The 12661-nt window shown below is 37.4% G+C and carries 9 protein-coding genes and 1 pseudogene; 1 reads left to right on the top strand and 9 read right to left on the bottom strand.

Annotation, left to right across the window (positions count from 1 at the left end; genetic code table 11):
- Nucleotides 1-227: 227 nt before the first annotated feature.
- From GZ996_RS04380 to GZ996_RS04340, 9 genes and pseudogenes are all read right to left on the bottom strand, one after another.
- A pseudogene (locus tag GZ996_RS04380) lies at nucleotides 228-1334 on the bottom strand (ABC transporter ATP-binding protein); the annotation flags it as partial.
- Between the two features lie 39 nt (nucleotides 1335-1373).
- Nucleotides 1374-3236, bottom strand: coding sequence for an alpha-N-acetylgalactosaminidase (locus GZ996_RS04375; RefSeq protein ID WP_161980007.1), 1863 nt, complete (start codon nucleotides 3234-3236; stop codon nucleotides 1374-1376).
- The gene (locus GZ996_RS04370) at nucleotides 3226-4557 is read right to left on the bottom strand and encodes an alpha-L-fucosidase (RefSeq protein WP_161978825.1); all 1332 of its coding nucleotides are present in this window, start codon (nucleotides 4555-4557) and stop codon (nucleotides 3226-3228) included. Before GZ996_RS04370 ends, GZ996_RS04375 begins: the two co-directional genes overlap by 11 nt.
- The gene (locus tag GZ996_RS04365) at nucleotides 4557-5396 is read right to left on the bottom strand and encodes a carbohydrate ABC transporter permease (RefSeq protein WP_161978826.1); all 840 of its coding nucleotides are present in this window, start codon (nucleotides 5394-5396) and stop codon (nucleotides 4557-4559) included. The genes GZ996_RS04370 and GZ996_RS04365 overlap by 1 nt, the downstream gene beginning before the upstream one ends.
- 3 nt (nucleotides 5397-5399) lie before the next feature.
- The gene (locus GZ996_RS04360; protein ID WP_161978827.1) at nucleotides 5400-6320 is read right to left on the bottom strand and encodes a carbohydrate ABC transporter permease; all 921 of its coding nucleotides are present in this window, start codon (nucleotides 6318-6320) and stop codon (nucleotides 5400-5402) included.
- Between the two features lie 68 nt (nucleotides 6321-6388).
- Nucleotides 6389-7681, bottom strand: coding sequence for an ABC transporter substrate-binding protein (locus tag GZ996_RS04355; RefSeq protein WP_161980009.1), 1293 nt, complete (start codon nucleotides 7679-7681; stop codon nucleotides 6389-6391).
- A gap of 34 nt (nucleotides 7682-7715) precedes the next feature.
- Nucleotides 7716-8360, bottom strand: a complete 645-nt coding sequence (locus GZ996_RS04350; RefSeq protein WP_162011417.1) for an L-fuculose-phosphate aldolase — start codon at nucleotides 8358-8360, stop codon at nucleotides 7716-7718.
- Between the two features lie 13 nt (nucleotides 8361-8373).
- Nucleotides 8374-10161 carry an L-fucose isomerase gene (locus GZ996_RS04345; protein WP_161980011.1) on the bottom strand — a complete coding sequence of 596 codons (1788 nt, stop codon included), beginning with the start codon at nucleotides 10159-10161 and terminating at the stop codon, nucleotides 8374-8376.
- Entirely contained in the window at nucleotides 10145-11572 is a 1428-nt protein-coding gene (locus GZ996_RS04340) for a rhamnulokinase (RefSeq protein WP_161978831.1), read from the bottom strand. The genes GZ996_RS04345 and GZ996_RS04340 overlap by 17 nt, the downstream gene beginning before the upstream one ends.
- Nucleotides 11573-11725: 153 nt before the next feature.
- On the opposite strand from GZ996_RS04340, the gene GZ996_RS04335 reads away from it, so the two are divergent.
- Nucleotides 11726-12490: a DeoR/GlpR family DNA-binding transcription regulator gene (locus tag GZ996_RS04335; protein ID WP_161978832.1), complete on the top strand. Its 765-nt coding sequence runs from the start codon at nucleotides 11726-11728 to the stop codon at nucleotides 12488-12490.
- Nucleotides 12491-12661 lie beyond the last annotated feature (171 nt).

Raw genomic sequence — 12661 nt, 5'->3', positions numbered from 1 at the left:
CACCAATTCCTATTAAATTACACACATATCATCAAATGATGAAAAACAACATCCCTAACTGTGATTCTATGAGCTATCCATAGTGTTCCCCTCCTTCCATTCAACATCACACTCCAATAAACTATCCAATGGTTATCTTACTAAATTTTGGACAACAAAATTTCTAAAATAAGCCTATCTGAGTATACGTGGAAATAGTTTAAGATTGTGTAACTAAATTAAAAATATTAAATCCTCTTACCCATTTCAATATCAAAGAAATGACCTTTAGATACATTTATTGCTAAATCAACGGTTGAACCTGGTGCTAAATAATCTGTCGCTGACACTCGAGCTGAGAACTCCTGATCGCCTAGTTTACAATAAAGAATAGAATCGCTACCGAGAAGTTCGGAAATAACCACTTCTGCTCTGATCTTAGCTTCTGAGTAACTTTCCCGGCTAATTAAATCGGACGAAATATCTTCTGGACGAATACCAAAGGTCAATTTCTTACCTTGATAACCCAGTTCATCTAGCATCTTACGCTTGCCTTGTGGAATGGCAATGTCGAACCCTCTGCCATCTGTCAAACGGTCCCCGTCGAGTGTCACCTCGATAAAGTTCTTGACTGGGCTACCGATAAAGCCTGCAACAAACTTGTTAGCTGGTTCGTTGTAGAGCTCTTGTGGTGTACCAACTTGTTCAATCCGGCCAATAGTTCCCGTACCAGCAGCATTCTTAGTCGCTGACATGATAACAATGCGATCAGCCAAGGTCATGGCCTCTGTCTGATCATGAGTAACATAGATGGTCGTTGCACCGATACGGCGGTGAATCTTTGCAATTTCCGCACGCATGGATACCCGAAGTTTAGCATCCAAGTTAGAAAGTGGCTCGTCCATTAGGAACACTTTGGCATCACGAACGATAGCACGTCCCATAGCCACCCACTGGCGGTGACCTCCTGATAGGTCAACTAGCTTGCGTTGCAAGAAGTCGATGTCAGCTGCCTCACACACCCGAAGGTCGATGTCAGGTTTGTCGTACTTACGTAACTTGAGACCAAAAGCCATGTTGTCGTAAACCGTCATGTGGGGGTAGAGAGCGTAGTTCTGGAAAACCATAGCAATATCACGATCTTTCGGAGCCACATCATTCATAAGATCATCATCAATATAAAAATCACTTTCAGTAATTTCCTCAAGACCAACAATCATACATAGAATAGTTGACTTACCACATCCTGAAGGAGCTACAAAGAAAATAAACTCTTTAACCTTGATATCAAGGTTAAAATCTTCAACGGAGTAGAAATCACTATTAGGATACTTCTTATATAAGCTATTTAATTTTCACGTTGTCATGTTTCAGATTCCTTTAATTATAAAACTCTATTTTGCCATCAAAATAATTGAATATGGAGGCATATAAATCCGATTGTCTTCTACACTAATCTCTTTTGATGCTCTTACTATTTGGTAATGGTTTGCATCCAATTCAATGACCTGTGCATCACTGGATGGATTTCTTAATGATACAACTTCCTTTTCTGTATCTGGCTGCTGACAGTGATAACCATAGATTTCAAATTTCTCAGGATCTCCACCTATTCTCCTACTATGTTTCAAAACAGAATAGTTATTTTCAATCCATTTTATCGCACGTGCGTTAGCTTTCCAACGTTCATCATCAAACATACTATACGAATAATGAAACTCCCAGAAAGCATTTCCTCGTGTGGCAATAAACATTAGATAATCTTCAAATTCTTCAACAGTCGCATACATTTGATGATCCATATACCAAGTATGTGCAGTTGAAGCATATACTGGTTCATGATTATAAAGAGCCCAAAGTGGCAATTGAATATCACGCTTTTCTAAAAATTCTTTGTACTGAATATCACGATAAGTAATCATCCTATTAATATCATTACCCGCATTCTCTGTGAAACCAACATCTTGAGAAATCTGAATCCACAAACTATTAACCCATTGTAAAAACCAAGGACTTGGATTCACATAGGAGGTTAAATTTAACCAACAATCTCTATCTCCGCGCTCCTCTCGTAACTCCGTCAAGAGTTGAATCAAGAATTCGTAAACAGGTGTCATTGTATGCATGGCAAAGTCACCACTACAGTCTTTAGCATCAGGTTTTAATAGCCAACCATCAATTTTCCAATAACTGATATCGTAAGCTTTCTGGTATTCCAACATCTTGGATTTCATTCGATTAAGGTAGTTAAAATCTGCAAGGTTCACATCATTAGACAATTTATTTTTACTACCCAATTCTGGATGCTCTAACAACCAGTCACTCATGGTAACCTCTGTACCATTATATCCGCCCCTTGGTCCAATCCAAAGTCCCAAGCTAGATCCCAAACGATTGACAAGTGATTTCACATTTTTTAGCTCACTTGGGAATTTTTCATTAAACTCCCAAACACTCCGATAATCACACCAACCATCATCTACGACATAAGCATCTAAATGCACGCCATTGTCTTCAAAGCCATGATAAATCTCAGAAAAGCTATCTAAAATAATCTTTTCATCAATTTCCGTCATATGGTCATACCATGAATTGTATTGCTTTCGGAAATAACTCGGCTGTGCGATACCTTCAATATAAAGGAAAAAGGCTTTTTGAATCGAAATTTTATCAGGATTCTTTGCTGCTCCCATAACACATGGCCAAATCTCTTTTTCATGTGCTAACTGATGTCCAATATAATATCTTGAAAAATAAGAAGTCCCATCTATACGGTTCTCACCCATTGGGAACTCCATACCTAAAAATAAACTTTTGGCATAAATTGGTTGCCCAAGTTCAACATAATACCCAGGGAAGCCAGCCATCTCTTTAATATCTTCTTGTTTCTTAGGATAATAAATACCTTCTAAATCAGAAAATTCAAAGACTTCCACATCAATGTAGTTTATTTCTTTTAGTGTTTTGAACAATGTAACCTGCTTAGAAATGACATCCTCCCTAGCTGAATAGAGGATGTTCATCTTAATATCCTGATTACTGAAGTGAATCAATAATCTATCTGCTGTTTCTTCGACAATGTGTGCAGAAAAGTCCTTAGATGAGTAATTTGTTCCATCACAACAAATCACACGGAATTCCTCTTCACTATTATTAGCAATCGGTATCTCCGTATGTTTGTTCAAAATATGAGTTGTATAAAATTGACCATCAATCAATTTGAAGTAACGTGCTAGTTGCTGATTTTCAATTTTCATCATCAGTTCCTCTCAATTCAATCTTAATAACACTATCAACAGAGCACGGCAAAGGATAAGTAAAATGAGGAACTTCCCCATACTGGGCAAAGCAAATCCCTTCATAGGCATTCGTTGTCCAGCTTTTTGAAATTTTTACTTCACTTCCATCATGAACAAAACTCATCCGCTTAATATTGTCTTCAGATAAACCAATTAAGGCAAGCGGACCAATCGGCTGCTCTAAAACGTGGGCATAAATAACATTTCCTTTTTGGGTATAATACCCCCATTCTGGCTTAGGTAATTCTGCATAACCATTACCATAGATGGATTCACTGTTCTTATTCATCCAACTAGAGAAGTCATCCAGAATACTCATGCTTTCCTCATTTATGACCCCTAAAGCATCTGGACCAACATTCAAAATCATATTACCGTTTTTACTTACACACTCAACCAATTTTCTAATTAAAACTTTAGAGGGTTTATATAACGTATCTGTTGGATTATAGGCCCAGTTATTGTTCATTGTTAGACATAATTCCCAAGGAATAAACTCGCCTTTGTAATTACGAATCCCTTCATGAGGTACAATTTGTTCTGGACTTACAAAATCTCCTGAATACAGATTAATATGATCTGTGACAATACTACCGAATCCTTCCCCTGAAGTTTCTAAACGATTATCAACAATCACATCCGGTTGATGTTTACGAACCATTTTTATCAATTCGGTAGCACGCCATTTTTCACCAAACATTTCTTCATAAGAGTAGTCAAACCATAGAATATCTAACTTCCCATATTTTGTGACAATTTCTTCGACCTGATTATGCATAAAAGTAAGGTAATTATCAAAATCAATCACCTCATCTTTGAAAGCAGAATTATCCCTCATTGGATGATTAAGATCGCCAAATTTAGGGAAATCTTTATGATACCAGTCAATCAAACTGAAATATAGACCAACTTTTAATCCCTCTTCCCGAACTGCTTCTACAAACTCTTTTACCAAGTCTCGGCCAATTGGTGTGTTAGTTGACTTATATTCTGTGAAAGCAGAGTCAAACAAACAAAAACCATCATGGTGCTTCGCAGTCAGTACAACATACTTCATGCCTGCACATTTTGCAGCCTTTGCCCAATCTCTTGGGTTATATTTTGTCGGATTGAATGCCTCAAAATAAGGCTGATAATCTTCAATTGATAATTTTTGGTGGCTACGAATCCATTCTCCTTTTCCTAGTATTGAATAAAGTCCCCAATGAATGAACATACCAAAACGTGCTTCTCGGAACCACTCTGTACGTTGATTAATGATTTCTAGTGTATTTTCCATTATCCTTTAACTGCCCCTCCTCCTAATGCTTCAATAAAGTATTTACTTGCAAATGCAAAAAGTAAAATTGGCGGTAAGATAATCACAACAATCGCTGAGAACAATCCATTATAATTGGTGTTGAAACTGGTCGTAAACTGACCCAGTAAGGCAGGGACTGTCAACTCATCCTTATCGATAATTAACATAGACGCCCAATAATATTCATTCCAGTTATTAATGAATGCCAATACTGCAGCAGTTAAAATACCAGGTCTTGCAATCGGCAACATGATTTTCCAAAATGTCTGAGCATAACTAGCCCCATCAATTTCAGCCGCCTCTTCTAATTCCTTTGGAATAATTGCAAAGTAGTTTTTAATAATGAAGAAACTCATTGCAATACCACTACATGAATAGACAAAAATCAAGGCTACTGGAGTATTATAAATTCCTAGAGTATTAACTAGACGATAGACAGGGAATGTCATAGCTGTTGCTGGGATAAACAACGTTGAATAAAGCATGGCGGTAATAATCTTTTTACCACGAAACTCCATACGAGCAATAACATACGATGACATGGAAATCATAATAATGCTAATTAGCACAGAGAGAGAGACTACTTTGAAACTATTCCAAAAGTAATCTAGTACATGTAATTCTGTGAAAACCTTAATGTAACCTTCAAAACTCCAGTCCGTTGGGAGACTAATTCCTGGATTTTTCATCGGATCAGCTTTCATCGAAGATAAGAATATCCACAATATCGGAAAAACTGATAAAACACAGGTAATAGCCATATAAATATAAATAATCAATTTGCCTGTTTTTGATAATCCATTAATCTTGCTATCCATAACTTATCCTTTCCGTGATTTACGCTCACTATAAATCAGGTTGATACAAAGAATAATCAACATACCACCTAAAATCTGAATGACGCCAATCGTGTTAGCACGAGCATATTGTGTCCTAGAACTTGATACTGCTAGTTCACGAATGATAAAACTAATACTTTTCGTACCTGCTGCACCGTTTGTTAAGAAGAATACTTCATTGTATAGTAAGAAACCAGATGTAGCAGCCATGACAGATACCGTTTTGATAGTTTCTTTAATCATTGGAATGGTAATATACCACTCTCTTCTCCATCCTGAAATACCATCCAGTATTGCAGCTTCTTGAATTTCTTGTGGAATAGCAAAAATTTGACCTAAAATCATAATTGTTGATGTTCCAGCAAAGAAAATATAAGCACAAGTCATCGCAATAATATTTAATCCAGGTGTCAACAAAACTGCATCTGTAAAATTAGGATTGAACAAGCGAATAATTTGATTAACAACACCATAGTTCGGATTATAAATTTGAAGGAAAATCAAACCCATTGCAGCACTAGAAATGATGCTTGGTATAATATAAAGATTGCGTGATACCTTCCATCCAGGTAACTTTTTAGATAGAGCAATTGCTACCGTTAAAGCAAGAGGTACCTGTACAACAACACCAATAATTGCCCATACGATAGAGTTACGGAGAGCTTCTTTAAAAAACGGATACTCTGTAAATATATATTTATAGTTAGCAAAGAGGTTGTCAAAACCTAAAAACTCTGGATTTGTTAGGTTTGTGTAATCCCATTTGGTAAAGGAAGTTGCAAAAATTGTCACAACTGAGTAGAAATAAAACAGGAAAAAACAAGCTAACGTCGGTAATAAGAAAAGGAAAATAAACCGTTGTCGCTGTGTCTTCCTCGTCTTCATCGTATTTTGTTTTGTCATAATCGTTCTTACCTTCTTAATAAATAAGGGCTAGGGAAAATCCTTTGTATTCCCTAGCCCTTTGTTGCTTACCCGATGAGGGCTTTCAAAATATCTTGAGTATCTTTTACTTTTTGGTCAATATTGACACCGTCAGCTGCACTTTCAGTCAATGCATTGATAATTGCTGTACGAACATCTCCACCCCAAGCAGATACAACGGTTGGTACGATAACTTTTGCATTATTCGCTTGTGATGTAGCTTCACCGAGAAGTTTAACAGTTGCATCAGTTGAACCAGACGCAATTTCAGCCGTATCAATAGCTTGGCTTGCAGGGTTAGCTCCAACTTTTTCAAAGATTGTTTTTTGAACATCATCGCTAGTCATGTACTTAACAAATTCAAGAGCTAGTTTTTCTTCTTCATCAGAAAGCTTGCTTGAAATGGTAATACCACCACCAGCAGAACTGATTGCAACATTTCCTGCATAGAGACCTGGTTTCAAGGCTGCATTGTCTTTCAAACCACCAGCTGCCCACACACCATTGAAGAATACACCTGATTTATTTTCTGTAAAATCTGTTGAATAAACATTGGCATCACCACCAGCATTTGCTGAACCATTGGCCTGAACTTCAGTCATAACCAGTTTCAAGGCTTCAGCAAATTCTTTAGATTCGATACCTTCTACCGTTAGCGGACCTTCTAAAAGCTTACGACCTGCCTCTGATGAACCCAAAACAGTGTTAAAGAGACGAATTGCAGGTTCTCCCGCACCAAATCCATAAACACCTTCTTGTTTACGAACAAGGGCCATAGCCTCTGTAAAGTCACTCCATTTCTCCCACTTGTCTGGGGTCTTAGCTCCTGCCTTGCTAAAGACATCAGCGTTATACCATAAGCCAAGTGTCAACAGCTGATCATGAACCGTATAGATTTTTCCATTAACATCGTTTTGAGTATAGTTCAAACCAACATTCTTTTGTAGCCCATTTTCATCAATATATGGCTTCAAGTCAAGAACCAGATTTTGTTCAATTGCTGCAAGCGAAACATCATTACCAGCCAAGTCAATCATATCTGGGAATTCACCACTTGCCACCTTGTTGCTCATTGTGTCTGTTAATGCACCTGTTACAGGAATAGCTTTGAACTCAACATCTCCAGTAGCATGCTCTTTGGCAAAAGATTCATACAAATCACGCATTACTTGAGCTGCTGGCCACTCTTCTTCACTGTGATGATAGCCATGATAAAATTCTAAAACTTTATCATCACCACCACTAGCTGACTTATTATCAGATGAGCCATTACCACAAGCTGCCAAGAAAGCTGAAGCTGTCAAGCAGATAAATGCTGAAGTCAAAAGACGTTTTTTCATGATTTTCTCCTCCAATTTGGATATTTTTACTTTTTTAATTTCGTTGACCATAAGTTTTGAATTTTTCAGCCATCAATTCCATCTCTTCATCTGGTAGGATTACTGGCTCACCAAAACTTTTTGCGACACAATAAACTTTAGAACAATATTCAATTTCTTCGATAATATTGAAAGCATTCAATAAATCTTGAGCACCTGCTAAAATCCCATGATTGGCAAGAAATACCGCTCTACGATTTTCCATTGCTTTAGCAGCATTTTCAGCTAATGCTTTAGTGCCATAAGTAGCATAATCTGCAACTCTGATGTCTTTACCAGCCACCGCAATCATGTAATGGCTTGCTGGCAAGGGTTCACGTAAACAGGCTAAAACTGTTCCATAAGTGGTATGGGCATGAATAACAGCATCAATATCGTCTCGTTTTTGATACTGAATGAGGTGCATAAACCACTCACTAGACGGTAGTCTATCTCCTTCAACCACATTTCCATCAAAGTCTAAAATGACAATATCTTCTTCTTTGATTTCAAAAAAATCAATACCCGATGGTGTAATAGCCATAAGCTTTTTATCTCTATCAAAGACACTGAGATTACCACCTGTCCCTTTTGTTAATCCTTCTGTTACTAATTTTTTACCGTACTTAATAATTTCCTTTCGTTCATTTTCCATCAACATATTCATTACCTCTTTATTTACTATATAATGGGCCTAAAACTTCACACATTTTGAAATCTGCCGCCTCTAAATCTTTTGTGCCAACACCATCAAAGATACTTGGGCGGAAAATCCTTTCTTTTGGAACGTTATGTAACGCTACAGGAATACGAAGCATACTTGCTAATGTAATCACCTGATCACCAATATGTCCATGTACAAAGGCTCCGTGATTTGAACCCCAATGGTTCATCACATCATATACTGTTTCAAATCCTGGCTCTCCAAGATTAGGAGCAAACCAAGTTGTTGGCCATGTCTTATCTGTTCGTTCATCAAGGATACGATGAACCTCATCATCTAGCGGACAAGTATAACCCTCTGCAATCTGTAAACTTGGTCCGACACCTTTCACTAGGTTTACTCGAATCAAGGTGATTGGCAACTCACCTTCTGTCTTAAAGTGAGAAGAGTAACCTCCACCACGGAAATACTCGTAATTGGCTCGACACCAGTCTGTCGCTTGCAAACAGGCCTCTACATCTTCTGGTGTCATATTCCAAAATTCCTTCATGGTCGGTTGACCATTCTCATCACGAGAAGCTGCACTACCATCCAAAGCTGAAGCTCCAGAGTTAATCAAGTGCAGAATTCCGTCTTTAGCACGACCTTCTAGTTTTTTGCCAGTCACTCGCTTGACTGCTTCTGGGCTCCAATAGGTCCGTACATCAGAGAATATTGGTGCTTTATTGGTTAATAAAGTCCCAAATAACATAGCCGCAGCATTTAAGGTATCATTTTCTGTCGCAAATGCTGTCACAGGTCTTGGACCATTCCAGTCAAATGTTGAAGCAAGAATCGCTTCTGCAAAGTCACCATTTGGCAACCAATCTGTCCATTGACGTTGTCCTTGGAAACCACCCGAAATAGCATTGCGACCACGGGCTTCCTCTTCCCAGCCAATATCTGCTAAAGCTGGATTACCAAACAGAATATCTCTGATAATCAAGGTTTGTTTAGCGATAAACTCCCAATCTTTATCAGCTGGAATAACTTTTGACTTGGTAATCACTTCAGGGAATTCCTTGCCTTCGTTAATATCAATACCTTCTTTACAGTATTCTTTAATCCAAGCAAGTGCTTTCTCATATTCTGCTTTATCGTAGATTTCTAATTGGATACGACGAAGAATTTCAGTCATATCAACAAATTCAACCATCATTCCCAGATAATCTTCAAAGAAAGAGGTTGTTACCTGTGAACCTGCAATCCCCATCGAAGAGGCACCGATATTCACATAGGATTTGCCCTTCATTTGACCTGCTGCAACAACTCCCTTGGCAAAAAGCAAGATTTTTTCTGCCACATCTGCTGGAATGCTATTATCATCAAGGTCCTGAACATCGTGACCGTAGATTTTAAAGGCAGGATAACCTTTTTGAGCATAACCACTCATTGCTGCCGCTAAATAAACAGCACCTGGTCTCTCAGTTCCATTAAAGCCCCAAATAGCTTTAATGGTTTTTGGATCCATATCCATTGTTTCAGTACCATAGCACCAGCTAGGTGTTACAGATAAGGTTCCAACCACATTTTGCGTTGAAAATTCATCATATACAACACCCGCATCCCCTTGTCCACCTATTGTTCGACTTGCTACCACACACTGAACAGGCGTTCCATCGGCATAGTGGAGATTTGATTCAATGAGTTCCTTTGCAGCCAAGGCCATTTGCATGGTCTTTTCTTCTAAGGATTCACGTACACCACCTTGTCGTCCATCAATGGTTGGACGAATACCAATTTTAGGATAATGAGCCATCATCCGCCTCCTTATTTGGATAATAATGTTCGAACTGAATAGAATGCTTTACAAGATTTCTTGCTTCTTTGATAGAATCAAGTTCTCCTAAAGCTACAAATTGTACCAGAGCATTTCCTATTGAGGTAGCTTCACTTAGTCCGGTTATTACTACTTTTTGAGTAACATCTGCTATTAGTTGAGAGAAGTATCTTGATTTTGAACCTCCTCCAATAAGGTGGATATGATCAAATTGATATCCCAACATCACCTCTAGTTGCTCAATCACTTCCTTATACTTGTGTGATAAGCTGGTATAAGCAACCTTGAACAATTCTCCTACTGTGATAGGAACTGGTTGAGAAGTTCTCTCAGCATAAGATTGTATTTTCTCAATCATATGACCAGGTTCTGCAAATTCAGGACTATCTGTATCAATAATTGCAACTGTTTCTCTTACCTTCATAACCATATCGGTAATGTCATCAAAGCTATAATGCTTGTCTAAAAGTTCAAAATTCCTTCTCAGTTCCTCCACTATCCAAAGACCTGTACAGTTCTTAAGGAAAGTCGTCGTATCACTATGCCCCGCTTCATTAGTAAAATTATGACTAAGTGAGTCTTCGTTAACAATCGGGAAGAGCAATTCTGTTCCTATCAACGACCAGGTTCCTGATGAAATGAATAGTGTCCGTTCATCATCTGTTGGAATAGCAACAATTGCACTCGCTGTATCATGCTCACAAACTGTAATGACCTTAGGAGTACCAACATGATATTTTTCAAGTACTGTTCCAAGAACAGTTCCTTCGTCAACTATATCTGGAAGCAGATGCTTAGGAATTTCAAACATTTCTAAAATTTCTTGATTCCATGTCTTAGTAAAAGGATTAACCATTTGCATCGTAGAAGCAATACTTCTCTCTGCACTCTTTTTCCCTGTTAGTCGGTAATTAAGAAAATCTGGAATCATTAGCAAAGTATCAGCTTTAAAATATGTATCTAGGTTTTTAGACTTTGTTCTCAGCAATTGAAACAAGGTATTGATTTCCATCAATTGATTACCAGTTTTATAATAAAGTTCAGAAAGGGATGAGAATTGTGCAACTTCTTCTAACACTCCTTTTGTTCGATTATCTCTGTAGTGAACTGGAGAAGAAATCAATTGCCCTTTGCCATCTATTAGGGCGAAATCAACACCCCATGTATCAATGCCGACTGACTGCAAGTCAGATTTCTGATTTGCTAGTCGGATCGCTTCTAGTATATATGAAAACAGTAATTCTACATCCCAGCATAGAAAACCTCTTTCTTTAATTGGTCGATTTTCAAAACGACTAATTTCCTCAGACTGAAGTTTCTCATCTAAAATGTAGTATAGAATTGCTCTACCAGAAGTAGCACCTAAATCTATGGCTAAAACCGACTTCATAAGAACCTCCGTTAAACCGCTTTCATAATTCGATTATATATATTCTGAACACTTTTTTCAATATTTGAACAAAATATTGATAAATATTCAAAAATAATGTTTTTTAAGTTCATAATTGTTCAAAATATGATATGATAGAAGAGGGTGAATATTATGTCTAGAGATACACGATTAAATGAAATTACTTCTATCTTGCAGAAAAGAAGGAGAATTGCGGTTAAAGAACTAGAACAATTAACTTACTCAAGTACGTCCACCTTAAGAAGAGACCTTCTTTTACTAGAAGAGCAAGGATTCCTAAAACGGCGACACGGAGAAGTTGTTCTGAATAGCTTTAATACTGTTGAGCTATCTCACAGTATGCGTGAAACAGAGCATAGGCAAGAAAAGAAAGTTATAGCTTCTTTGGCTAAAGATTTTATTGGACCTGGTATGTGTATATATCTTGATTCCAGTACAACTGTATTTGAACTCTGTGCCTATCTGAAAGAGATTGATAATCTGATTGTATTTACCAACGGTCTAAACACTGCTCACGCTTTATCAACTGTTGCAAACCCAACAATGAAGATTTTCATTACTGGTGGAGAAGTAAAGCACCATTCTGCTTCGGTTGTCAATCACAACATAGAAAATTCTATCCTAGATCACTTTAGAATTGATTTAGCCTTTTGTTCCGCTAGAGGAATCGATGAAGAGTTTGTTTACGAGGTATCGTTTAGTCAGGCTTTAGCTAAAAAAAGTATCATCGACAGGGCTAAGGAAACTATTCTTTTGATTGACCATTCTAAATTTTATCAATCTGGCTTCTTCAAAATCAATAATTTAGGACAATACAAAACAATCATCTCCGATAAAATGCCTGATAATCAATTATTAGATGCTGCGAACAGAGAAGGAATTGAGTGGCTTGGATAATCTTTTATACACCTATACTTTTTAACGTTTTATAACTATTCCTTTCTTATAACACTTACTTGTATCTAAAAATCACTAAAATTACTTAGGGCAAAACTAAAACTCCCTTGAAACCAAGCGATTTCAGGGGAGTTTCTGAATTTATTTGTATCATTTATCTTCTACTAATTT

Origin of the sequence: Streptococcus sp. S784/96/1 (genome assembly GCF_902729355.1) — a bacterium.
Classification (GTDB): domain Bacteria; phylum Bacillota; class Bacilli; order Lactobacillales; family Streptococcaceae; genus Streptococcus; species Streptococcus caledonicus.
This window is presented reverse-complemented; position numbering and strand designations above follow the sequence as displayed.